The organism is Pedococcus sp. P2_A3, assembly GCF_056405035.1.
The window spans coordinates 1-22,465 of the sequence record NZ_JBFUCW010000007.1; the positions used below are offsets into that span (position 1 = coordinate 1).

22 protein-coding genes are annotated in these 22,465 nt (G+C 67.6%); 7 read left to right on the forward strand and 15 right to left on the reverse strand.

The window, feature by feature from the left end; genetic code table 11:
- Window positions 1-245: 245 nt before the first annotated feature.
- The 7 genes from rbsD to AC1DX8_RS07265 all read right to left on the reverse strand — a co-directional run bounded on the left by rbsD (window position 246) and on the right by AC1DX8_RS07265 (window position 6,832).
- Window positions 246-743 (reverse strand): D-ribose pyranase, encoded by a 498-nt coding sequence (gene rbsD / locus AC1DX8_RS07235; RefSeq protein WP_477629242.1) that lies wholly within the window; start codon window positions 741-743, stop codon window positions 246-248.
- Entirely contained in the window at window positions 740-1,672 is a 933-nt protein-coding gene (locus tag AC1DX8_RS07240; protein WP_477629243.1) for a ribokinase, read from the reverse strand. The genes rbsD and AC1DX8_RS07240 overlap by 4 nt, the downstream gene beginning before the upstream one ends.
- Before the next feature lie 19 nt (window positions 1,673-1,691).
- Window positions 1,692-2,390 (reverse strand): deoxyribose-phosphate aldolase, encoded by a 699-nt coding sequence (deoC, locus tag AC1DX8_RS07245; protein WP_477629244.1) that lies wholly within the window; start codon window positions 2,388-2,390, stop codon window positions 1,692-1,694.
- Window positions 2,391-2,419: 29 nt separating this feature from the next.
- Window positions 2,420-3,556: a mandelate racemase/muconate lactonizing enzyme family protein gene (locus AC1DX8_RS07250; RefSeq protein ID WP_477629245.1), complete on the reverse strand. Its 1,137-nt coding sequence runs from the start codon at window positions 3,554-3,556 to the stop codon at window positions 2,420-2,422.
- Between the two features lies 1 nt (window position 3,557).
- The gene (locus AC1DX8_RS07255) at window positions 3,558-4,397 is read right to left on the reverse strand and encodes a carbohydrate ABC transporter permease (protein WP_477629246.1); all 840 of its coding nucleotides are present in this window, start codon (window positions 4,395-4,397) and stop codon (window positions 3,558-3,560) included.
- A 115-nt stretch (window positions 4,398-4,512) separates the two neighbouring features.
- Window positions 4,513-5,424 (reverse strand): carbohydrate ABC transporter permease, encoded by a 912-nt coding sequence (locus AC1DX8_RS07260; RefSeq protein WP_477629247.1) that lies wholly within the window; start codon window positions 5,422-5,424, stop codon window positions 4,513-4,515.
- Window positions 5,425-5,428: 4 nt separating this feature from the next.
- Window positions 5,429-6,832 carry an ABC transporter substrate-binding protein gene (locus AC1DX8_RS07265; protein WP_477629248.1) on the reverse strand — a complete coding sequence of 468 codons (1,404 nt, stop codon included), beginning with the start codon at window positions 6,830-6,832 and terminating at the stop codon, window positions 5,429-5,431.
- Between the two features lie 144 nt (window positions 6,833-6,976).
- Between AC1DX8_RS07265 and AC1DX8_RS07270 the strand changes: the two genes are divergently transcribed.
- Complete coding sequence (locus tag AC1DX8_RS07270; RefSeq protein ID WP_477629249.1) at window positions 6,977-7,738, forward strand: FadR/GntR family transcriptional regulator; 762 nt, start codon at window positions 6,977-6,979, stop codon at window positions 7,736-7,738.
- Between the two features lie 4 nt (window positions 7,739-7,742).
- Here AC1DX8_RS07270 and AC1DX8_RS07275 read toward each other — a convergent pair whose 3' ends face one another.
- The 4 genes from AC1DX8_RS07275 to AC1DX8_RS07290 form a co-directional block, all read right to left on the reverse strand.
- On the reverse strand, window positions 7,743-8,681 hold the full coding sequence (locus AC1DX8_RS07275; protein ID WP_477629250.1) for an aldo/keto reductase: 939 nt from the start codon (window positions 8,679-8,681) through the stop codon (window positions 7,743-7,745).
- Between the two features lie 35 nt (window positions 8,682-8,716).
- Window positions 8,717-9,604, reverse strand: a complete 888-nt coding sequence (locus AC1DX8_RS07280) for an amidohydrolase family protein (protein WP_477629251.1) — start codon at window positions 9,602-9,604, stop codon at window positions 8,717-8,719.
- Between the two features lie 87 nt (window positions 9,605-9,691).
- Complete coding sequence (locus AC1DX8_RS07285; RefSeq protein ID WP_477629252.1) at window positions 9,692-10,456, reverse strand: SDR family NAD(P)-dependent oxidoreductase; 765 nt, start codon at window positions 10,454-10,456, stop codon at window positions 9,692-9,694.
- Window positions 10,456-11,304 carry a fumarylacetoacetate hydrolase family protein gene (locus tag AC1DX8_RS07290; RefSeq protein WP_477629253.1) on the reverse strand — a complete coding sequence of 283 codons (849 nt, stop codon included), beginning with the start codon at window positions 11,302-11,304 and terminating at the stop codon, window positions 10,456-10,458. Before AC1DX8_RS07290 ends, AC1DX8_RS07285 begins: the two co-directional genes overlap by 1 nt.
- A gap of 214 nt (window positions 11,305-11,518) precedes the next feature.
- Between AC1DX8_RS07290 and AC1DX8_RS07295 the strand changes: the two genes are divergently transcribed.
- Genes AC1DX8_RS07295 through AC1DX8_RS07310 form a run of 4 tightly spaced genes read left to right on the forward strand, consistent with a single transcriptional unit; the run spans window position 11,519 to window position 15,064 of the window.
- Complete coding sequence (locus AC1DX8_RS07295) at window positions 11,519-12,190, forward strand: FadR/GntR family transcriptional regulator (RefSeq protein ID WP_477629254.1); 672 nt, start codon at window positions 11,519-11,521, stop codon at window positions 12,188-12,190.
- Entirely contained in the window at window positions 12,190-12,933 is a 744-nt protein-coding gene (locus AC1DX8_RS07300) for a (Fe-S)-binding protein (RefSeq protein ID WP_477629403.1), read from the forward strand. Before AC1DX8_RS07295 ends, AC1DX8_RS07300 begins: the two co-directional genes overlap by 1 nt.
- The gene (locus AC1DX8_RS07305) at window positions 12,930-14,435 is read left to right on the forward strand and encodes a lactate utilization protein B (RefSeq protein WP_477629255.1); all 1,506 of its coding nucleotides are present in this window, start codon (window positions 12,930-12,932) and stop codon (window positions 14,433-14,435) included. Before AC1DX8_RS07300 ends, AC1DX8_RS07305 begins: the two co-directional genes overlap by 4 nt.
- On the forward strand, window positions 14,432-15,064 hold the full coding sequence (locus AC1DX8_RS07310) for a LutC/YkgG family protein (RefSeq protein WP_477629256.1): 633 nt from the start codon (window positions 14,432-14,434) through the stop codon (window positions 15,062-15,064). The genes AC1DX8_RS07305 and AC1DX8_RS07310 overlap by 4 nt, the downstream gene beginning before the upstream one ends.
- Before the next feature lie 657 nt (window positions 15,065-15,721).
- On the opposite strand, the gene AC1DX8_RS07315 is transcribed toward AC1DX8_RS07310, so the two are convergent.
- Genes AC1DX8_RS07315 through hisD form a run of 3 tightly spaced genes read right to left on the reverse strand, consistent with a single transcriptional unit; the run spans window position 15,722 to window position 19,299 of the window.
- Window positions 15,722-16,513: a nitrilase-related carbon-nitrogen hydrolase gene (locus tag AC1DX8_RS07315; protein ID WP_477629257.1), complete on the reverse strand. Its 792-nt coding sequence runs from the start codon at window positions 16,511-16,513 to the stop codon at window positions 15,722-15,724.
- A complete protein-coding gene (locus AC1DX8_RS07320) occupies window positions 16,510-17,997 on the reverse strand; it encodes an APC family permease (protein WP_477629258.1) in 1,488 nt (495 codons plus the stop codon). Before AC1DX8_RS07320 ends, AC1DX8_RS07315 begins: the two co-directional genes overlap by 4 nt.
- A gap of 48 nt (window positions 17,998-18,045) precedes the next feature.
- On the reverse strand, window positions 18,046-19,299 hold the full coding sequence (gene hisD / locus AC1DX8_RS07325) for a histidinol dehydrogenase (protein WP_477629259.1): 1,254 nt from the start codon (window positions 19,297-19,299) through the stop codon (window positions 18,046-18,048).
- Between the two features lie 137 nt (window positions 19,300-19,436).
- Here hisD and AC1DX8_RS07330 point away from each other — a divergent pair, with 137 nt between their 5' ends.
- Window positions 19,437-20,363, forward strand: a complete 927-nt coding sequence (locus tag AC1DX8_RS07330) for a LysR family transcriptional regulator (protein ID WP_477629260.1) — start codon at window positions 19,437-19,439, stop codon at window positions 20,361-20,363.
- A gap of 9 nt (window positions 20,364-20,372) precedes the next feature.
- On the opposite strand, the gene AC1DX8_RS07335 is transcribed toward AC1DX8_RS07330, so the two are convergent.
- Window positions 20,373-21,518: a cupin domain-containing protein gene (locus tag AC1DX8_RS07335; RefSeq protein WP_477629261.1), complete on the reverse strand. Its 1,146-nt coding sequence runs from the start codon at window positions 21,516-21,518 to the stop codon at window positions 20,373-20,375.
- On the opposite strand from AC1DX8_RS07335, the gene AC1DX8_RS07340 reads away from it, so the two are divergent.
- Window positions 21,481-22,428, forward strand: coding sequence for an HpcH/HpaI aldolase family protein (locus AC1DX8_RS07340; protein WP_477629262.1), 948 nt, complete (start codon window positions 21,481-21,483; stop codon window positions 22,426-22,428). The two genes, AC1DX8_RS07335 and AC1DX8_RS07340, sit on opposite strands and share 38 nt — an antisense overlap.
- The last annotated feature ends 37 nt before the right edge of the window (window positions 22,429-22,465 follow it).

Genomic DNA, 22,465 nt, shown 5'->3' on the forward strand with positions numbered 1-22,465 from the left:
CCATGAACCCGGCGCCCGCGACCGACTGGAGCGCACCGATCAGCGAGTTGGAGCGCACCCCCTGGTGCCGCCACAGGAACCGGACCCCCTCTCGGTATGCCGCCTGCTCACCTGCCGCTTAACGGCTCGTCGCCCACTTCGCCGCGTTTTCCCCACAGCCTCTCGACAGCAACCGAAGCCCGACAACGTCAGTCGGAGACCGCAATCGTGGGAATGTCACGGCAGGTGGCGCGCTACAGGTCCCCTCAGGGGAGGTCGGGAACGTGCCTTTGCTGGATTCGCTGACGCCGTTCGACGTAGGCCGGGAGTATCTCCACTTCATCGTCGGCAAACCAGGCGAACGGGTCAGTGCTGGCGACCAAGGAGAAGTTGGCCCACGGCTCGAAGGAGCCCGACCTGATCACGAACTTGGCCTCACGGGCGTAGTGGCTGCAGAGGAGCTCGTGGCTGGCCGAGCTGAACGTCGCACCGGATCCGGTGAAGATCTCCTGCACCTCTCGGTAGAGCCCCGGATGGTGCGACTTGAGCTCCGGCGCGAAGACTGCCTCCTCGACGTAGACCTGGTCGAGGACAACCCGCAGCACGTCACGCACGTCGATCAACCCGGGACGTAGGCCGAGGTCGATCCGGTGGGCACCGGCAGGTATCGGGAACCCGGCATCGGTGACGAGGATGGTGTCGGTGTGGCCGAGAGTCGCTAGTGCCTGCGCCAGCTCCGGGTGGAGGAGCGCTCCGCCCTTCATCGCCGCACTCCTGACTCGGCGAGGAACGCCTCCACTGTCGACCGGTCCCGATAGGACGGAACGGTTTCCCAGCCTTCGCAGCACAGGGCAGCGACAGCGTTGGCGAATCGCACCGACTCGACGAGCTCCCGGCCTTCGGCGAGCGCAACGGCGAGTCCAGCGTTGAAGCTGTCACCTGCCCCGTTGGAGTCCACGACGTCCACGGGGTGCGGGGCTACGTGGACATGGTCGTCGGGGGTGAAGAGCTCGGCGCCGTGCTCGCCCCTGGTGATCACCACAGCTCCCACTCCCATCGCAAGCAGACGGTCCGCGATGAGCCGGTTGTCCTCACTGCTGTGGGGATCCAGACCGAGCAGCACCCGCGCCTCAGTCTCGTTGGGGGTGATGAGGTCAACGCCGGCCAGACCTCCGGGGGGCAGCACTGCGGCCAACGGCACGGCAGGGGCCGGGTTGAGGATGGTCAGAGCACCTGCCTGTTTGGCGGCGGCCAAGCCGGCGAGGGCGGTCGCAAGCGGGATCTCCAGCTGCGCCAACACAACCCGTGCCTCTCCGAGCGCGTCTCTCGCCGCCACCACGTCGTCGGTCGAGAAGACTGCATTGGCACCTGGGTCGACGACGATGATGTTGTGCCCTACATCGTCCTTGATGATCAGGCCGACACCAGTGGGCCGCTCCCGGCTCATCCTGACGTGCGTGGTCGTGACACCCTCGTCGGCCAGCAGATCGAGGAACTCCCGACCGAAGGGGTCCTCGCCCACGACGCCGATGAAATCGACGGCTGCCCCCAGTCGCGCCGCCTGCACCGCCATGTCAGATCCCTTGCCCCCAAAGGTCTGTCGGTAGTCTCTGCCCACCAAGGTCTCGCCAGTGGTGGGGATCCGGTCGGCCGTGATGACGATCGCCTTGGCGTAGCTCCCGACCACCGCCACACGGGCTGGCGTGGCGACCTCAGTAGGCATCGACGTCACCCACCAGCCCATCGACGATCTGCGGTGCCGAGCTGGTGCCAACGAGCTCGGCACCGGCCTCGAACATGGCCTTCATCTTCTCCAGCGAGTTGACCTTGCCGGAGACCTTGACGCGGCAGGGTGGACTGATGTTTGCCTTGAGGAGGGCCACATCTTCCACGGTTGCGGCGCAGCCGCCCACACCCCAGCCACTGGACTGCTTCACCCAGTCGATGCCGGCCTCGTAGGCGATTCGGGTCGCAAGCACCTTCTGCTCTTCGTCGAGGTAGCCGAACTCGAGCATCGCCTTGACCTTCATGCCCTCGTCATGCGCGGCCTTGACGATCTCGTTCATGTCGCGGGTGTACTCCTCCAGCTGGCCACCCAGCAGGTAGCCGGGGTGGGGCGGGAAGTCGAACTCGTCAGCCCCCGCCTTGGCAAGCTCCCGCAGTGCCGCGAGCCGCATACCCAGGGTGTCGTTGGCCATGGGGAAGTTCAGGGTCGAGGCAACCTTGACGTCGGAACCCGCCAACACCTCCTTGCCCAGCGAGACCCACACCGGCGCGATCATGGCGGCGTCGAACCCGTACTCCCGGGCGGTACGCAGGTGCTCGAGCACTCCATCACGGGTGAGGTCAGGGTTGACGTTGGTGTACTGAATGGCCTTGGCGACGGCCTTGGAGTCGGCAAAGTCGATCATGAGTGGTCCTTTTTCGGTGATGGATTGAGTCACGTGGGCTGGGTCAGCCGTAGGCCGGCCCGGTCGGAGCGGACATGGGGGCCGTTGGCGGTGGACCACGGGACCCCCGCGGGGGCGCCGATGGCGGACTCGTCAACGACGAGCCCGCTTCCTGGCTGGTCGCCGAGGACCAGGCCCCCGTCGGCAACCGTGTGGTCGACGCTGAGCCCTAGTGGCTCTTCGAGGTTCTGTACCTCGATGGCGATGACGTTGGGAAGGGCCGTCGATGCTGCCGCCAGGGGATTCGTGTGGTAACCCACCGGACTGACTGGGAGGTCGTACGCGTGGGCGAGGGCGGCCACCCGCAGGAAGTGGGTGATTCCCCAGACACTGCCGGCTTGCACGACGTCGACCCCCTGGGCCGCGAGCAGTGATCGGTACTGCTCGAGCCCTGTGAGGTTCTCCCCGGTCGCGACCGCGGCCTTGATGCCGCGGCGCACGAGGTGATGACCGTCGGCATCCCAGCGCCGTACGGGCTCCTCGACCCAGGTGAGGTCGAGGTGTTCCTCGAGCATGCAGACGTGACGGATCGCTTCCTTGGGCTGCCAGACCTCGTTGGCGTCGAGCATGAGCGCGGGCGAGGCGTTGCCTCGCGACAAGACGTCGCGCACCAGCCGCAGGCGGACGAGATCGCGAGTCGGATCGAGCCCTCCCTTCACCTTCGCGGCCGTAAAGCCTCGGGCGGCGAACGACTCGTACACCTCGACCAGCTCGTCGTCGCTCAGACCCGCGTCGAGCCCCGAGGCGTAGCCCGGAACGAATCGATCCCTGCCCCCGAGCAGGCGCCACAATGGTTCTCCGGCGAGCTTGGCCTTGAGGTCCCACAGCGCCATGTCGAGAGCCCCGACAGCTCCGAACGTCGCGCCTTGGTGCCCGGTCTTGAACACCTGCCGGAGCATTCGGTCGTACAGGGCGACGACCGCGCGCGGGTCCTCTCCTTCGACGGCCGCGAATACGCGGTCGACATCGCGATGTGCCCCGAGGCCGATGCCCTCGACCCCTTCGTCGGTCTCGATGATCAAGATGGGCACCTCGGTCACGGCGTTCGGGATGAACCCGTTGGCGTCGCCGACGGAGCGCCCCCACCGGTGGTAGGTCGTGAGGCTGCGGTATCCAGTGATCTTCATGTCAGCCCTTCGTGGCGCCGGCGGTCAGGCCGGTGACGAGGAACCGCTGGGCGATCAGGAAGACCACGAGCACCGGTGCGACGGATACGAGGGTGGCCAGCACGAGTTCCGGGGGGCTCACGGCCGCGTTGGCACCCACGACAGGGTTGAAGTTGGGTGTGGAGGCGAGCATCTGCGTCAGGCCGACCTGCATGGGGTAGGCATCGCTGCCCGGGAGCATCACGTACGGCAGGAAGAAGTTGTTCCAGTTCTGCACGAAGCTGAAGAAGCCCACCAAGGCCACCACCGGGGTGGAGAGGGGAAGCACGATCGATGTGAAGGTCCGCAGCTCCCCGCAGCCGTCGATCTTGGCCGCCTCGAGCAGCTCGCTGGGCATGGCCGTGGAGAAGTAGATGTAGGCCAGGTAGACGCCGAACGGGAAGAACGAGTAGGGCAGAACAACTGACAGGGGCGTGTTGACCAGGCTGACGTAGTTGATCTCGAGGAAGATGGGCAGCACGAGCGAGGTCGCAGGCATCAGCATCACGACGAGGGTCGCCACGAGCAGCAAGCGCCTGCCGCGAAACCGCATCTTTGCCAGTGCGTACCCGGCAGGGACGCTCACGAACAGGGTCAGGACCAGGGCCAGGCCTGCATAGAGAACCGAGTTGGTCATCCAGGTGCTGATGGCCCCGTCCTGGAACGACATCAGGGCGTTCCAGTTCTCGCGCAGGGCGGACAGGCTCCCGAGGCTGAACGGTCCGCTGTTCACCAGTTCGCGCGGGCCCTTGGTGGCCGCCAGGAAGAGCCAGATGACCGGTACGAGGAAGAACAGGGCGAACACGCCGAGCACGACGGCCATCAACGCGCGACCGGCGAAGGTACCGGAGGTGGGTGATTTGCTTGGCCTCTTGGGGACCGCTTGAGTGGCTTGGCGTCGGCTGTGCGGTGCTGTGGTGGTTGTCATGCCGTTTCCTTCAGTCCGTCTCGAAGAGTCGGCCGCGGGCGACGAAGAGTCCCGCTGCAAGGGCGGCAACGACGAGCAACATGATCGAGATCGCCGCTGATCCGTTGAAGTCGTTCTGACCGAAGGCGTAGATGTAGGCAAGCTGGTTGACGCTGTAGTCGTTGGGAACCACGCCGAAGCTGGCCTGCGAGACGAGCTGGGGTTCCACGAACAGCTGCGTTCCCGCGGCAAGGGAGAGGATCAGCATGTAGACGATCGACTTGCGGATCATCGGCAGCTCGATCTGCAATGCGCTGCGGACAGGACCGCATCCGTCGACCTTGGCGGCCTCGATGACCTCCGTGGGAATCGTGTTCAGGGCGCCGTAGAGCACCAGGATCCAGCCGCCAGCACCAATCCAGAAGGCGATGAGGGCGAAGATCACCGGTAGGTGTCCCGGCGCCACCACCTGCTGGAAGGTCTCGGAACCGGTGGCCTTGAGCACCCAGGCCACCGGGCTCACCGTGGGGTCGAGGAGGAAGAGCCACAGCAGGACACTCGAGGCACCTGCCAGGGCGCCGGGGATGTAGTACGCGAACCGGACGAAGGTCTTGGTCCGGCGTCGCGCCAAACGGTTCATGACCAAAGTCAGAGTCACGACAAAGACGGAAAGGAGCAGGAGCCAGATTGCGACGAACGCTGCGACGTGACCCACAGCTGGGAGGAACCGGAAGTCGGTGGCGGCCTTCGTGAAGTTGGACAGCCCCGCGAAACCCCCCGATCCAGTGGTGAACGCAAGGTAGAGGGAGTAGAGCACCGGGATGACCCCGAAGAACATGAACAGGATGGCGAACGGCGCCACGAACAGGTACCCGGCCTTGCCGTTCCCCCGGGAGCTGGCGACGGGCCGGCTCCCGGGGATCGTTGCAGTGGGGATGGCCATGGTGTCAGCTGGTCTTGACCTGGTAGCCGAGGATCTTGGCTTCGTTCTCGATCTGCTTCTGCCACGCGGGGAGCAGGGACTCGATGGTCTCGCCCTTGGTCATACCCGCTTGGACGACCTTGGCCCAGATCGCTTCCTGGCTGAAGGACGGCGAGCCCCAGCCCGACCAAACCTCTCCGGCTGCCTGCTGGAGGGCAGGAGCGATGTCACCGGCGTAGTACCCGCTCTTTTGCGTCTCGGCCAGCCATGCCGTGGCCGCCTGGCTGTATGCCGGGTACGTCGGGAGGAGCGTGCCCCCGACTGCGGACTGGCTCGTGACCCAGGTTGCCAAGTCGGCCGCTGCCTTGAGGTTCTTGCTGTGGGCGGAAACCCACCACGCGCCGCCACCGACGTTGCCCGTCGCCGCAGAACCGCCATCCCATGCCAGCGGAGGGGCGACTGCAAGTTCACCCTTCGGCGTCTTGAGCGTGCCTTGGAAGACGGCGCCGCCGTACCACGACGGACCCGGCAGCATGAGGACCTTGTCAGCCTTGGTCTTGGCGAACTCCGGGCCGAACAGCGACAGGGTCGACATGGACTTGTTGGCGATCAGTCCGTCGAGGAGCTTGGCCGCCTTCACACAGTTGGGGTCTCCCGTGTTCACCGTGAGCTTCTTGGGACCGTCGACCTGGTTGGCGGGGCACTGGGCGGCCCACATGTAGATCTCCGGGGCCCAAGCGTCGCCGGCGGTGCCGACCAGGTATCCCGGGTGCTCCGTGGACACCTTGTTCCCGAGCTGCTCGTACTCCGCCCACGTCTTGGGGACTGAGTACCCCCACTGGTCCATCAGCTTCTTGTTGTACCAGAGCACATTCTGAGCCAGGTCATTGCGGAGGCAGTAGGCCACGCCGTCGAGGGTGCACACATCGAGCGCGCCCTTGGAGTACCCGTCGAGGGTCGCGGTGGGGACCAGCCCCTTGTTGACCGGGGCGAGGGCGCCAGTGCCGCTCAGTGAGCCCCACGCAGCCGAGTTGTTGTCCGTCGTGAAGGCGACGTCGGGCCAGCCTGAGCCGGAGCGGTCGAAGAGCTGCGTCTTGGTCTTGAATGAGTTTGACCCGTTGGCATTGCCGTCGTACGCGACGATCTTGACCTTGACGTCGGGGTGCGCCGCGACATAGGCCTCGGCGACCGGCTGGCGGGTCGAGTCGACCCACACGGTGATCTCGGCCTTCGCGTCCTGCGCTGCGGTCTTGAAGCCGAAGGGACTCCCGGCATCCGCAGTGTTCTTGGTGCTGCCAACGCTCTGCCCGCCGGCGCAGGCGGCGAGGGCGAGCGCGCAGGCAACGGCAGTTGCTGCGACAACGGCCCGCGGCGTCCGAGCGGCCGCTGAAGCTGCTCTGGATGGGGTGTTCCGCATTCCGATACCCATGGGATGACTCCTTCGTCAAGCAAGGTCCTGAGCGGCCCGGTGCCGCGATGCTGACTCCTAAGATATAATACATATGATGATTAGGCAATATGAAGATCCGGCTACCATCCGCCCAAGACACTTGCACCGGAAGAAGGTGACACCATGACGACCGAGGACAGCAGGTGGACCGCCCCGGCTCCGGCCCAGCGCTCCAGCTTGGGGACGGTGGTCGTCGCGACCCTGGTGGACCAGATCGTCAGCGGGGCACTGCCCGTCGGCACGATTCTGCCCTCCGAAACCGAGCTCGGGGAGCAGCTCGGCGTCTCCCGGACGGTCATTCGCGAGTCGGTGAAGACCCTCCAGGCCAAAGGGCTGCTGTCAAGCCGCCAGGGGGTTGGCACCGTCGTGCGCTCCATGGACGCGTGGGACCTCATCGACGACGTGGTCCTCAGCGCGATGGTCAAGCACGACGAGTCGCTCGGCATCCTCGACGACCTCGTGTCGGTCCGGGCGGCGCTGGAGATGGCCATGGCAGAGGAGGCCTGCAGGGGTCAGCAGGCCCCTGATCTGAGTGCGCTCCGACTGGCCTATGCCGAGATGACGGAGGGCTCGGAGGATGCCCAGGCCTTTGCTCGGGCAGACGTGCAGTTCCACGATGCCGTGATGACTTTGTCCGGAAACCGGCTGGGCCGGGCCATTGTCACCAGCATCCACGACCAGGCCCGCACCACCGGTCGCTACCACGGCTCGGCGACACGGTCCAACATCGACATCACGCTGGCGGAGCACCGGGCCATCCTCGAGGCCTTGGAACACCGCGACGGCGCCCGCGCCGGGCAGGCGATGCGAGCACACATCCTCGGGTCGTGGGAGCGACGCCGGCCGGCCGCCGCGGATGCGCGCGGGACCACCGCTGCCGGCTGACGCTTCAGAGAAGCCCTTCGACCACTCGGGCTGCCTCGTCCCAGAACGCCCCGGGCACGGGCTCGGACAGCCACGCGACGGAGGAGTCGACATGTTCGGGCCGACCGAGCCCTGCGACGACGCTCACGACAGCGGGGTGCCGGAGGGGGAACTGAAGTGCGACCTGGGGCAGGGTGCACCCGTGTTCACGCGCGAGGGCGGCGAGGTCACGGGCCGCCTGCAGTAGAGGTGCATCCGGGGCGTCGTAGTTGAAGTGCGATTCTGCGCGGGGATCGGCGCGCGCCAGAAGGCCGGAGTTGAACGGGGCAGCAGCCACGACGCTGACCCCTCGACCCAGGCAGGTGTCGAGCAGCGGCCCGCCCGTGCGGTCGAGCAGGGTCCATCGCCCGGCCAGCATGACGACGTCCAGGTCGCTCTCCTGCACGAAGCGCAGCGGCCCCTGCCACTGGTTCATTCCCACGCCAACCGCCTTGACGATCCCTTCGTCACGCATGCGCACCAGTTCGGGCAGCGCTCCGTCGAGCGCCTCTTGGATGAAGTCGTCGGGGTCGTGCACTAGCGCAACATCGACCTGGTCGACACCCAGCCGCTCGAGGCTCTCCTCCAGGCTGCGACGCACTCCTGGGCCCGAGTAGTCCAGCTCACGGCGCAGGTCGTCGGCGACGTCGAACTGCTGGGCCATGTCGGACCCCGTGGCGTCTTCGTTGGGGACCAGCAGGCGACCGACCTTGGTGGAGAGGACGTACTCGGCACGCGGCCGATCACGCAACGCCGCTCCCAGTCGCCGCTCAGACAGCCCGAGCCCGTAGTGGGGCGCCGTGTCGAAATAGCGAATTCCGTTGTCCCACGCCGCATCCACCACCGCATGGGCCTGCTCGTCTCCGACGGCTCGATACAGGTTCCCGAGGTTGGCGCCGCCGAAGCCCAGCGTCGTCAGCTCCACATCGGTTGTCCCTAGCCGTCGCCTTTCGAGGTCTGTCACGACAGGCCGTACCAGTTGATCGCAGTGCCCCCGAGGACCGCGTGCTGCTCAGCCGGTGAGAGCTGTGCGACGAGCTCTTCGTTCGCGCTCCACACCGTGGCGTAGTCGCTACGGATGAGGCAGACGGGCCAGTCGGAGCCCGCCATCATCCGCTCGGGACCGAAGACCGCCAGCGCGTGGGCGGCATACGGCTCCAGGTCGGCGACCGACCAGGTCGGCGACGCTTCGGTGACCATCCCGGACAGCTTGCAAGCCACGTTCTCGGAGGACGCGAGGTCGGCGAGGTGGGCGGACCAAGGCTCGAATTCGCCCGCCGCGATCGAGGGCTTGCCGAGGTGGCTCAGGACGAACCGAAGTTCCGGCGCGTGCCGGGCAGTCTCGATCGCGGCGGGGAGCTGGTGTTGGTGGATGAGGAAGTCGAACGCAAGCCCCGCGCAGGCAACGGCCCTCAGCCCACGCCGCACGTCTTTGCGGTTCAGCCACAGCGGGTCGGCCTCGCCCTGCGCCTGGTGTCGCAGCCCCACCAGGTGCTCCCCGCCCGGCGAGGACTTCAGCTCGGCGATCCGCTCCGACACATCCGGAGAGGTCAGGTCGACCCATCCGACCACGCCGCGGACGACTGGGGTGTTGGCGGCCATAGCCAGCAGCTCAGGCGTCTCTGCCGCGACGTTGATCGTCTCGACGAGCACAGTCCCGCTGACGTGGGCGGCAACAAGTTGCGGCTCGAGCTCGTCGATCGTGAAGGTTCGGTCGATTCCGGAAAAGTGCGTCGTCCATCCCTGAGGCCGGACGTCCAGGTCCCAGACGTGGTGGTGGGCGTCGATGCGATCGGTGGTCGCTGGGGTTTTGGTGGTCTCGGAGATGCGAGTCTTCTCAGTCGCCATGGCGGTCCTCCGACGCTGCGGTGTGCAGGGCGTGGTGCAGGTCCTCGCGCTCGGACCACAGGGTGACGACAGGCCCGTGACGTGAGGTCACGACCTGGGTCGCAGTCGAAGCCGGTCCATCCCGCCGTCCACGGCCAACGTCGTGCCAGCCGTCGACCCGGCAAGAGGGGAGGCGAAGTAGGCGACGGCGTGGGCGATCTCCTGCGGCGTCACAAGTCGGCCGTGGGGCTGCCTGGCCTCCAACGCCGCCCGCTCGGCGACCGGGTCATCGGCGGCGCTCAGCAGGCGTTGCACCCATGGGGTATCGGCCGTACCGGGATTCACCGCGTTGACCCGGATGCCCTCGGGCAGCAGGTCCGCCGCCATGGCGAGCGTCAGCGATAGAACGGCGCCCTTGCTGGCGGAGTAGACCGCTCGCTGGGGCAGGCCCGCGGTCGCCGCGATGGAGCAGATGTTGACGATGGCGGCGTGGTCCGACCCGCGCAGACTTGGCAGTGCAGCGCGAGTCACGCGCACGATGCCGAGGACGTTGATGTCCAACACCCTGAGCCACTCTGCGTCGTCGTTGCCATCGACGCCGCCCTGGGCGCCGATGCCGGCGTTGTTGACGACGATGTCGAGTCCCGCGAGAGTGGCGACCGCCTCCGTGACTGCTGCCCGGACAGCGGCGTCGTCGCTGACGTCGGCTGCGACGGCGAGGTGCCTGCCACCAACGACGGGGGCGACATCGCGGTCCAGGACTGCGACCGCCGCACCGCGGTCAGCCAACAGGTCGGCGATCGCCAGACCGATGCCCGAGGCGCCCCCGGTGACGAGCGCCTTGAGGCCTGCGAACTCTGCAGTGTCAGTCATCACGCAGCCCCGAAGGTCTGGCGCTGCCGTCCAAGCCCGTCGATCTCGAGCTCGACGACGTCCCCGGCCTTGAGGAAGGGCGTGCCCGGCACGCCGAGGGCCACTCCGGCAGGGGTGCCGGTGTTGATCACGTCACCGGGGTAGAGCGTCATGAACTGGCTGATGTAGTGGACGAGGAAGTGGGCTCCGTAGACCATGTCTGACGTCTTGCCGTCCTGCTTGAGCTCGCCGTTGACCCAGAGCCGGAGGGTGAGCGCCTGCGGATCAGCCACCTCGTCGGGGGTCACCAGCCACGGGCCGAACGGGTTGAACGTCGCGCAGTTCTTGCCCTTGTCCCACTGTCCCCCGCGTTCGATCTGGAACTCACGCTCGGAGACGTCGTGGCTGATGGCGTAGCCCGCGATGTGCGCGGCCGCGGCGGCGGGGCTCTCGAGGTAGGCCGCCTCGCGGCCGATCACGACTGCGAGCTCCACCTCCCAGTCGGTCTTCGCCGAGGCCCGCGGCACAAGGACCTCGTCGTCCGGTCCCACCACTGTGTCGGGAGCCTTCATGAACAGCACGGGTTCGCTCGGGACGGCGGCACCTGTCTCGGCGGCGTGGTCGCGGTAGTTGAGCCCGACACAGACGATCTTGCCGATCTTGGCCAACGGGGGGCCGAACCGCGCGGACCCGTCAATGACGGGCAGCCCGCCGGCGCATAGCGCCCGCCTCACGGTCGTGTCGAGGTCCCCTGACAGGACGGTGCCATCCAGGTCTCCGATCACGGTGCCGAGGTCGCGCCAGGCCCCCGACTCGTCCTGGACTGCGGGGCGCTCTGCCCCAGCGGCCCCGATGCGTGCCAACTTCATGGGTACTGCCTCTCCTTGCCCACCGGGTGGCACAGGCCGCGCGCTGGGTGTGGTGGTCCGGGTCACGTGTACCCGACGGATGACACGCTCTCAATGCGCTCAATCATTATTCGTCATACGTATTCTGTCAAGGCGCTTTTCTGGCTATGCTGCGGCCATGAGCGCAAGCCTGTCCTCGCCGTGGCCACGCCGGCCACGTCGTCTCGCCACCGCCGTGGTCGAGGAGCTGGTCGACCGTATCGTCAGCGACGAACTGGTGACCGGCGACAGCCTGCCCACCGAACCGGTGCTGTGTGAGACCTTCGGCGTGAGCCGCACTGTCGTGCGTGAAGCGGTGAAGGCGCTCGAGGCGATGCGCCTGGTCACGGTCCAGCAGGGTCAGGGGACGCGAGTCCGGCCCCTAGCCGACTGGGACCTGCTGAACCCCACAGTGCTGTCGGCCGTTGTTCGCCACGACGCTGGCAACTCGATCCTGGAGGACCTGGTCGACGTTCGCCGGGCGCTGGAAGCCCAGATGGCCGGCCAGGCCGCCACCAACGCCACGGAAGCGGACCGCGCTGCAATCACCGAGTGCATGACTGCGCTCGACGGCAGCATCGACGACGCCACGGCATACCTGACGGCTGATGTGGCCTTCCACGACGCAATCATGGCCGCCTCACGAAATCGTCTGGGGCGAGCCATGATCCGCACCGTGACCGTCGAGGCTTATCGCAGCATGCGTTTCGTCGGCGACCCCTCCAAGGAGCACATCCGGTTGACCCATGAGGCCCACCAGCGGGTTCACGAGGCAGTTCTTGCCGGTGACGCCGAAGCGGCCGCGCAGGCCATGGACGAACACATCCTTGAATCGTGGCAGCGCAGGCGCCCGACCAGGGAGAAGTAGTGAAGATCGCCTTGTTCGTCACGTGTCTCGGCGACGTCCTGTTCCCCGGCGTCGGCAGGGCCACCGTCACAGTGTTGGAGAGACTCGGGCACCAGGTCGTCTTTCCGCAGGCCCAGACCTGCTGCGGTCAGATGCACACCAACACCGGCTACCAGCGAGATGCGGTGGGTCTGGTGCGTCATCACGTGGAGGTGTTCGAACGGGCGCTCGCAGATGGCTGCGAGGCCGTCGTGGCGCCGTCCGGGTCGTGTGCCGGGTCGGTGCGCCACCAGCACGCGGCGATCGCGCGGCGCGCTGGTGACGAGGCGCTTGCAGTCCGCGCGGAGGCGGTCGCGGCACGGACGTTTGAGCTGTCGCAGCTGCTCGTCGACGTGCTCGGCGTGACCGACGTCGGCGCCTCCTACCCGCATCGGGTGACCTACCACCCCACCTGCCACTCGCTGCGCCTGCTCGGCGTCGGCGAAGCCCCGTTGCTGCTTCTTCGGGCGGTCCGCGGCATCGACCTGGTGGAGCTTCCCGCCGCCGACGTGTGCTGCGGGTTCGGGGGCACCTTCTCGGTCAAGAACGCCGAGACCTCCACGGCCATGCTGGCCGACAAGATGTCCGCGGTGCTCACGACCAGGGCGGAGGTGGTCACCGCCGGCGACTCCTCGTGCCTGATGCACATCGGCGGCGGCCTGTCCCGCCTCAAGACAGGGGTGCGGCCCGTGCACCTGGCAGAGATCCTCGCGAGCACCGCATGAGCACCTTCCTCGGTATGCCGGGTGGTCGGGTGCGCGGACCGGCCGCTGACACCGCCGTGGGTCACCTCACCGGCGAGCGGTCGTTCCCCGTCGCAGCGCACGACGCGCTCGCCGACACCCAGCTGCGGCGCAACCTGGCCCACGCCACCTCGACGATCCGGGCCAAGCGCGCCAGCGTCGTGGCCGAGGTGCCGGACTGGGAGGCGCTGCGCGACGCCGGCTCGGCGATCAAGGCCGACACGATGGCGCGGCTGCCCGAGCTGCTCGAACAGCTCGAGGCCAACGTCATCGCCCGTGGTGGGACGGTGCACTGGGCCCGTGACGCCGCCGAGGCCAACCAGCTCGTGACCGACCTCGTCCGTGCGACGGGCGCCGACGAGGTCGTCAAGGTGAAGTCGATGGCGACCCAGGAGATCGGGCTCAACGAGGCGCTCGAGGCCGCGGGGATCACCGCCCACGAGACCGACCTGGCCGAGCTCATCGTCCAGCTCGGCCACGACAAGCCGTCCCACATCCTCGTCCCGGCCATCCACCGCGGGCGAGCCGAGATCCGTGAGATCTTCGCCCGCGAGATGCCCGGCGTCGACCCCGCCCTGACCGACGAGCCGGCCGTGCTCGCTGCCGCCGCTCGCACCCACCTGCGTGAGGTGTTCCTGCGGGCCCGGGTCGCGGTGTCCGGTGCCAACTTCGGGGTCGCCGAGACCGGCACCCTGACCGTGGTCGAGTCCGAGGGCAACGGACGGATGTGCCTCACATTGCCCGAGACGCTCATCACGGTCATGGGTATCGAGAAGGTGGTCCCGACCTGGCGCGACCTGGAGGTGTTCCTCCAGCTGCTGCCGCGGTCATCCACCGGTGAGCGGATGAACCCCTACACGTCCACCTGGACCGGGGTCACCCCCGGTGATGGCCCGCAGGACTTCCACCTGGTGCTGCTCGACAACGGCCGCACCCGAGCCCTGGCCGACGAGCTGGGACGCACCGCCTTGCACTGCATCCGCTGCTCGGCCTGCCTCAACGTCTGCCCCGTCTACGAACGCACCGGCGGCCACGCCTACGGCTCGGTCTACCCCGGACCGATCGGCGCCATCCTCACCCCCCTGCTGACCGGGCTCACCGGCGGCGACGACCCCAACGACTCCCTGCCCTACGCCTCCAGCCTCTGCGGCGCCTGCTACGACGTCTGCCCCGTCAAGATCAACATCCCCGACCTGCTCGTCCAGCTGCGCGCCGAGCACACCGAGGCACGCGCCAGCACCCACCGGCTGCCCAGCCCCGAGGCCGCCGCCATGAAGGCGGCCGCCTGGGCGATGGCCGACGAGGGGCGCTTCGCGAAAGCCGGCCGTGCCGCGGCGGTGGCACGACACGGCATACGGAGGGGGAAGCCGCGCATCCCGCTCCCGCCGCCACTCAACGGCTGGACCGCCTCGCGCGACGCACCGACCCCGGCAGCCGAGTCGTTCCGCGACTGGTGGACCCGCACCCGAGGAGCCTCGTCGTGAGCGCCCGCGAGGAGGTGCTGGCCCGCATCCGCGGCGCCCTCGGCGAGGACCCGTCCGCGCCGCCGGTCCCCCGCGCCTACCGCCAACAGGGGAGGTATGCCGCGGGCGCGCCCGAGCTCGTCCTCCAGCTCGTCGACCGGCTCGAGGACTACCGCGCCACCGTCGTCCGGATCGGCGCGGACGACGACGACTCCATCGGACGCGCCGTTGCCGACGCCCTGGCCTCTCGTGAGATCGGACAAGCGATCACCCCCGCCGGCACGCCGCGGAAGTGGGCCGCCTGGCTCGCCGACGTCATCGTGGACGACGGCTCGCTCGACGCACGCGGCCTCGACCGCGTCCCCGCCGTCGTCACCGGGTCCGTCGTGACCATCGCCGAGACCGGCACCATCGTCCTCGACGGTGGTGAGCTGTGTGGGCGACGCGCGATCACCCTGGTGCCCGACACCCACGTCTGCGTCGTGCGCGTCACGGACATCGTCGAGACCGTCCCCGAAGGCCTGCAGCGAGTCGACCCCCAACGCCCCCTCACCTTCATCAGCGGACCCTCAGCCACCAGCGACATCGAGCTCGACCGCGTCGAAGGCGTCCACGGCCCCCGCACACTCATCGTCGTGGTGGCGGGATAGGACGCCAGCGAGAGGGCAGCCCAAGCGAGCGTTGACAGGGGTGGTCGGTCACCATTGAGCCACTCAGGGCCGTAAAACCTTGGGGACGAGGTCGGTGACCACCCACGTCTCGTCGGAGTCCGATGGCTCTCCATCTCTGATGAGTCGAAGTCGCGATACGGAAGAGGTACTGAATGGCGTGTGACTGGGCAGCTGTGCCAAAGGTTCTGCGGCCAAGAGGCGGTTGACAGGGCCGCGTGGACGCGGTCCTCAACAAAGGGGCTGCGACAGTCCAAGGCAGGCCATGAACCCAGAATTCTCCGTGCATTCTCCCGCGTACCCCGCAGAGCGCAGGTCTGGGCCGCTGCCAGCCGGACACGTTCACGGACGCCAACAAGAGCCCCTGACCCGCGTTCCGCTGATCAGGGGCTCCTCTTGCACTGGGTGGCAGGTGAAGGATTCGAACCYTCGAAGCTTTCGCGATGGAATTGCAGACCGTCGTATGCCGTCCGCCCACCAGCAGCTTCTCGGCTCACGAATGCACTTACGCCGCGAATTCGCCACAGAGACTCGATGGCAACCGGAGTCATGCGACGCAGCCGCGCACGACAACTGAAAACTAGATCCGACCCGCGGCGGGTGCTGGAATCTGTTGTCGGAGCGGGCCGTACACACCTATCAGTAGAAGTCGGGGCGTCTGTCGTGGAAGAGGTGGTTGTGTTCGCCGATTTGTTTGTCACGGCCGGCTCGGAGATCCAGCTCGCATCGGGCCACGCCTGAGTCGTCAGCCTGGGCCGCCACCCAACCGTCGTGGTTGATCACAGTCGTGCCCTCGGTCCAGTCCTGGCCACGCTCGGTTCCGCTGCGGTCGCAGCAAATGATGGCCATCTTGTTGGTTCGTGCGGCGGCCTGGGCGATGACGACCTCTGGTGGTCGTTCGCCGTCCGGTCTCGGGACGAGCGGCCAGTTGGTCGGCACGACGAGGGCGTCCGCGCCGCGCATCGCCGCGCTGCGGGTGTACTCGGGAAACTCAAGGTCGTAGCAGACCATGAGACCAAGCCGCCCCAGAGGTGTGTCGACCACCGGGGCCGCGGAGGCACCGGGCTGGAAGACGGCCTTCTCCTTGTCCCACAGATGGACCTTGCGGTAGTTCGCGATGACACCTCGGCGGTCGAACAGCAGCGCGCTGTTGTAGACCAGGTCGTCCTCACCGAGCTCGGCATAGCCGCACGCGACGATCGTGTCCTTGGGAACGGCTGCGATCCACTCACTGACAGCGTCGCCGGTGATCCTCAGCGCCAGCCGCCGGGTCTCCTGCGCGTCCTGAAAGACGTATCCGGACGAGGCGAGCTCGGGCAGCACCAGCAGGTCCGCATCTCCGCTGTCCGAAATGGCGTCGAGGATCTGGCTGTGGTTGTGCGCTGGCTCCCCGACCCGGGGAGCCAGCTGCCGGCACACCAGCGACGTCACGCGAACTCTTCGAGCGCGGAGATCTCAGCCACCGGGTGATCGTCGTGCTCCACCATCCGCGCACCTACCCGGCCCGCCAGTCCCGGCACCCCCGTGACCACCAGGGCCGCGATGGCGAGCACCGCCAGGACCACCCACGGGAAGATCCGGTACGGGCCCTCGACACCGACCACATTCTTGTAGATCGTGTACAGCACGAACGCCATGGCCAGGATCGGCACGACGGCCTGCCACCGAGGAGCCCGCCCCTGGTCGTTCATGAACAGGAACCGGAAGGCTCCGGCCGTGGCCAACGCATAGGCAACGAGCAGCGCGATCGTGCCCAGAGTGAGCCAGTAGAACGTCGCGTCGAGCACGGCGGTGCCGGCCAGGCGCTGGCCCACGGAGAAGCACAGGATGAGGGCCGTCACGATGACTATGGTCCCGATGGGAGCGCCGCGACGCGAGAGGCGCACGGGCGGCCCATCAACCCCGGCGTCCCGCAGGAGTGCGTAGGTGACACGCGCCGCACCGTTGACCGTGCCGAGTGTGATCGCGAACAGGCTGACGCTGGCCATCAGGTTGAGCAAGACCGCCATGGCGCTGCCGAGGTAGGCCGTTGCGAGGTCGCCGTACGGGTCGTCAGCACCAGCGAAGGCCTTCACCTGCGCGGCGCTGCCGCCGTACCCGACCACCTGTCCGACGATGGTCAACAAGAAGAAGACGGCCACGACCACGATGGTGATCTTCAAGGCCCGTGGTATGCCGCGTTTCGGATCCATGGTCTCCTCGCCGAGCGCGGCGGCGCCTTCGAAACCCGCGAAGGCGAGGAAGCCGAAGACTGCGGCACCTGCAATGGTGCCGGCATCGGCGCCGTGGGGCAGTGCGAAAATGTCCCAGCTGAAGGTCTGACCGTCCGGGGCGTGTCCCGTGCCTACGCGCACGAGGATCACGAGGCTGAGCAACGCCACCAACGCAGCGCCGACCAGTTCTGAGACCAGCAGCACCTTGGTCAGCACCCGGACCTCGGTGAGCGCCAGGGCCACCACGATCGCCAGCGCGACGACGGCCGTCCAGACCCACTCACTGGTGCCCGCCGGGACGATGTGCAGACCCGAGAGCACCTTGTTGAAGAACAGGGCGATCTCGATGGTGGACCCGGTGCCGATCGTGGTGTAGGCCATGGCCAAGGCGGCACCCGCCACAAAACCAGCCCGTGGTCCGAGGGTGCGGCCCACCACGGCGTAGACCGACCCGGTGTGCGCGATGTAGCCCGACATCTTGATGAACCCGTAGCCGACGAGAACCACACCGACGATGGCGAAGATGAATGCCCAGGTCGCGGCATGCCCGAGGAGGCTGGCCGCGCCGACACCCAGCAGGGCCATCGCACCCACAGGGCCGATGAGCCCGACCGAGAACGCGGCCGCGTCGACGACGCGAAGTTCGCGCCGAAGCAGTCCGGGTGTGAATTCTTCGACGTGTTCCGGAGATCGATGCGGCATGACGTTCCTCATTCGTTCAGGGGGATGTACGGGGAGGGTGGAGCAGGGTCAGGCGTTGTAGCTCCGCAGCCGAAGAGTGGCCGTGCGCTCGTGCGCCTCCATGCCCTCGAACTGCGCGATTCGCTCCACATAGCGCGCGAGCTCAGGCGTCGCCTCACGCGTCGATCGCTGGTAGGTCAGTGGACGAAGGAAGCGAGACACTGAGAGCCCGGCGTTGGAGCGAGCTCCTCGTCCGGTGGGCAGCACGTGGTTGGTGCCTGCCATCCCCTTGTCCGAGTATGCGACCGTCGACCACGGTCCAAGGAAGATCGAGCCGTAGCTGGTCAGATGGTCGTGGTACCAGTCGTCGTCCGCAGTGAGCACCTCGAGGTGTTCGGGGGCAAGCAGGTCCATGAGCTCGACCGCGGTCTCGCGCGTGTCGGCCAGATAGACCGTGCCGTAGTCCCGCCACGCAGGCCCCGCGATCTCCCGCGTGGAGAGCGTCTCGAGCTGGCGGTCGACCGCCGCGATGACCTCCTCCCCCAAGGCCCTGGACGTCGTGACCAGCGACGCCGGCGACTGGAGGCCGTGCTCCGCCTGCCCGAGCAGGTCCGCAGCGACCATCTCGGGGTCTGCGGTCTCGTCCGCGATCACCGCGACCTCGGACGGCCCCGCCAGCAGGTCGATGCCCACGCGGCCGAACAGCTGCCGCTTCGCCTCGGTGACGTAGGCGTTGCCAGCGCCGACGATCATGTCGACAGGCGCCTCACCCACCAGCCCGAAAGCCAGCGCGGCCAGGGCCTGGACTCCGCCGAGGACGAAGGCGCGGTCCGCTCCTGACAGGTACGCGGCATACAGCACCGCGGGGTGGCCCGCCTCGGGGGTGACCGGCGGGGTACACACCAGCACCGTCGGCACGTCGGCAGCCTTGGCCACGCCCACGGTCATGAAGGCGCTGGCCAGGATGGGGAAGTTGCCAGCCGGCAGGTAGGCGCCGACCCTCGGCACCGGGAGGTAGCGGAAGCCGGTCACCAGTCCGGGCTCGAGCTCGACCTCGAAGTTCGTCAGGCGTTCCCGCTGCGCGCGGGCGAACCGACTCGTGCGGTCGGCACCGACCTCGAGGGCCTCGCGCAACTCGGGAGAGAGCTGGTCCCCCGTTCGGGCGAGGGCCGCTTCGGACAGCTCCAGCTCGCCACCGCCCCACTTGTCCAGGGTGCGCGAGTAGCGCAGGACTGCGTCGAGACCGTTGGTCTCGATGTCGCTCAACATCCCGGAGACTGTCTCGATGACGGCAGGGTGCCGCTGCGCGGGAACACCCCCCACGTCACCCTTCTTCAGGGTCTCGAATTGTCCTGTGATCCTTGGCCTGTCGCTGTTTCCGATGTGCATGCGCCGAACCTACGGACTTCGGATTGATAGGACAACCCATAGATGAACGATAGGCGCTATAGGGTATGCCTATGACCTTGGCTCAGCTCCGCGCCTTCCTCATGGTCCTCGAGACCGGTTCGTTCACGGGCGCCGCACGACGCCTCGACACCAGCCAGGCTTCGGTGAGTGAGCTGGTATCCCGGCTCGAGGACGAGCTCGGCCTGTCGCTCTTCACCCGGGGAGGACGGCAGCTGGCGCCCACGCCGGCGGCTACCGAGCTGCGCACGCACGCGTTGCAGGCCACAGCCGCCGTCGAGAGCGGTCGCAATGCCCTACGGTCCATGCGCTCCCTCACCTCAGGGGTGTGCACCTTCGGAGTGTTGCGCAATGCCGCCTACTACGACCTCGCCGACCTGGCGCACCGCTTCCACTCCCGCTATCCGGGGGTGCAGCTGCGCATGGTGGGCCTCAACTCGGCGCTGGTGGCGGAATCGATTCGCACGGGTGAGCTCGAGGCCGGTCTGGTCGTCCTCCCCGTCGAGGAGGACGGGCTGGTCGTCACCCCCCTGTTCGACGACCCGGTGCTGTGGTGCTCGACCACCCGTGCGGCGTCCGCAGGCCCGGTGGAGATCGGCGAGCTCGCCGCTGCCTCCTTGGTGCTCTACGACGCCCACGTCGGCTGGAACGACCCGACGCGACGCCAGCTCCGGGAGCGCGCCACCCGGGCCGGCGTGGAGCTCGTGCCGGTGATCGAAGTCGAACAGGTGGAGACGGCCCTCGGGCTGGTTGGCCAAGGCGTCGGAGCCACCATCGTCAGCAGCTCGATCGTCCGCTCTCCGTCATTCCCTTCCCACCTGCGCACGTTCCCCTTCGCGGAGCCGCTGCACGACACCGTCGCGCTCGTCCAGAGAGAGGGGCAGGTGCTCTCCCCCGCCACCCGGCAGATGATCGCGCTCGCCCGACACTCGCTGCGCCATCTCATGCCCGAGGCAGGGCGTCCGACGACGAGGGTCTAGCGGCGGGCTTCAGGGTGTCCGGCGGGCGAGCAGGCTGGCTGGCGCCAGATAGGAGTTGGGATCCAGCGTGACCCCATTGGCCTCGGCCTGGGCCACGACCTCTGGCGCCCACTCGAGGTAGACCCGACCGTCGCCCTCGGTGAGCACGACGACCTGGGCCGGCTCCTCACCCACTGACTCGAAGCTGCGCCACGCCCCCACGGGGATGGAGAGCGTGTCATAGGGGCCAAGCTCCACCGAGACGGGGTCGTCGCGGTTGAGCGTCACCTTGAGGCGTCCCGTCTTGACGATCAGCACCTGTGACTGATCATGCCGGTGCTGCAGCATGCCGCTGCCGCGCTCGGCGCGCAGCCACGCGAGGGACAGCCCGTGCGGGTCCGTCAGTCGCGGGACCTGGAAACGATCCTCGGTCAGCCCGTAGCCGACCACCAGGGCCAGCTGCGCTCCTCCCCCAGCGATCGTCGAGTCAAGGAACGGCTCGTCGCTCCAGACGAGGTCGACCGGCTTGGCCAGGCGCTGACGCATGTCATCGACGGAGTAGCGGCGCAACGCGCTGAGCTGGTCTGCCGAGAGCGGCTTGACGAGCTCGACGCCCTCCGGCGTCACGCCGGGCTCCGTCTCGATGATCTTGTTGTCCGCGGACAGGTGCATCCCGTACTGCGCGGCCTTCTCGATGACCGAGGGCGCCCAGATCAGGCCGCCGCTGTGGTCGCGGCCGAGCGCGGTGTAGAGCCACGCGTCATCCGTCTTGCTCGTGAAGCCCCGGAAGATCCACGTCGGGATCGAGATGACGTCGCCATCGGAGACGACGGCCTCGCCGTCAGCCCCGTCAACGCCCCACCGGAACTGCCACTCGCCGGCGAAGCAGACGAACACCTCGGCGGTGAAGTGCAGATGGAGGTTGTTGACCACCCCAGCCGGCATCACTGCGCCGCCAAGGTTGAAGCCGTGTGGCTCGGTCACGGGGATGACTTGGTCGGCGTTCTCGGAGACACCTGGCCCGATGAGCGGGTAGTTGATCTTCGCCTCGGAGCCCGGGATCTTCGTGTCCAGGAAGGCAGCACGGTCTTCCTTGAGGTCCTTGCGCAGGATCGTCCGGTAGGTGAGCTCTTCTTGCGTGACGACGACTTCGGCAGGCATTTCCGGCGCGCTCACTTTCTCAGTGAAGGTGACTTATGAATACGTATGTATCATGGAGTGCGACGGCACACTTGTCAACCCGGATTCCTTGCTACGACGGATGGAGGACCCTATGCGGGAGAACCGTTTGCGCACACTCTTGGCTGCGGATCGAACGGCTGTGACGGCTTGGATGTCGATCGGCAGTCCGTACCTCGCCGAGGTACTGTCGCACTGTGGCTATGACGCCGTAACGGTCGACCTGCAGCACGGGATGTTCGGGCTGGACAGTGCGATCACCATGTTGCAGGGGATCAGCGCAGGTCCGGCCATTCCCATGGCCCGCTGTCCCTCCCATGATCCGGCCATGATCGGCAAACTCCTTGATGCGGGCGCCTACGGAGTCATCTGCCCGGGAGTGGACACTCCCACCCAGGCCGCCGCCTTCGTCCGCGCCTGCCACTATCCGCCCAGCGGAGCGCGCAGCTTCGGCCCCTCGCGCGGCCTGCTCTACGGGGGCCGCGACTACGTCGAGCACGCCGATGCCACGATCCTCACCTGGGCGATGATTGAGTCCTCCCACGCGCTGGACAACCTCGAGGAGATCGTGGCCACGCCTGGCCTGGACGGGGTCTACGTCGGACCCAATGACCTGGCGTTGTCGCTGGGCGAGACGCCCGGCCAAGCGCTGCCGCCGGCCCGGGTCGACGATGCCCTGGCCCGCGTCGCCGCCGCCGCCCGCGCGGCTGGCAAGTGGGCAGGCGTCTTCGCCTCGGATGCTGACGGCGCCAGGCGGATGGTGGAGCTCGGCTACCACCTGGTGACTCCGGGCAACGACGTCGGAGTCATGCGCAACGCTGCCACCAAGATCCTCAAGCGCACCCGCGGTGAGGCGGCCGCGCGGGACGAAGGGTGGCCCGCACCGTCCAGCGGCGGCGGTTACTGACAGGACGAGTCCGATCGATCCCCTCGAAGGACCGACC

Bases quoted from the DNA above. Each gene is read 5' to 3' on its own strand.
- AC1DX8_RS07305 (WP_477629255.1), top strand. From the start codon at position 12,930: ATGAGCACCTTCCTCGGTATGCCGGGTGGTCGGGTGCGCGGACCGGCC.
- rbsD (WP_477629242.1), bottom strand. From the start codon at position 743: ATGAAGGGCGGAGCGCTCCTCCACCCGGAGCTGGCGCAGGCACTAGCG.
- AC1DX8_RS07265 (WP_477629248.1), bottom strand. From the start codon at position 6,832: ATGGGTATCGGAATGCGGAACACCCCATCCAGAGCAGCTTCAGCGGCC.
- AC1DX8_RS07255 (WP_477629246.1), bottom strand. From the start codon at position 4,397: ATGGCCGTCGTGCTCGGCGTGTTCGCCCTGTTCTTCCTCGTACCGGTC.
- AC1DX8_RS07290 (WP_477629253.1), bottom strand. From the start codon at position 11,304: ATGAAGTTGGCACGCATCGGGGCCGCTGGGGCAGAGCGCCCCGCAGTC.
- AC1DX8_RS07285 (WP_477629252.1), bottom strand. From the start codon at position 10,456: ATGACTGACACTGCAGAGTTCGCAGGCCTCAAGGCGCTCGTCACCGGG.
- AC1DX8_RS07250 (WP_477629245.1), bottom strand. From the start codon at position 3,556: ATGAAGATCACTGGATACCGCAGCCTCACGACCTACCACCGGTGGGGG.
- deoC (WP_477629244.1), bottom strand. From the start codon at position 2,390: ATGATCGACTTTGCCGACTCCAAGGCCGTCGCCAAGGCCATTCAGTAC.
- AC1DX8_RS07320 (WP_477629258.1), bottom strand. From the start codon at position 17,997: ATGCCGCATCGATCTCCGGAACACGTCGAAGAATTCACACCCGGACTG.
- AC1DX8_RS07330 (WP_477629260.1), top strand. From the start codon at position 19,437: ATGACCTTGGCTCAGCTCCGCGCCTTCCTCATGGTCCTCGAGACCGGT.
- AC1DX8_RS07270 (WP_477629249.1), top strand. From the start codon at position 6,977: ATGACGACCGAGGACAGCAGGTGGACCGCCCCGGCTCCGGCCCAGCGC.
- AC1DX8_RS07260 (WP_477629247.1), bottom strand. From the start codon at position 5,424: ATGGCCATCCCCACTGCAACGATCCCCGGGAGCCGGCCCGTCGCCAGC.
- AC1DX8_RS07280 (WP_477629251.1), bottom strand. From the start codon at position 9,604: ATGGCGACTGAGAAGACTCGCATCTCCGAGACCACCAAAACCCCAGCG.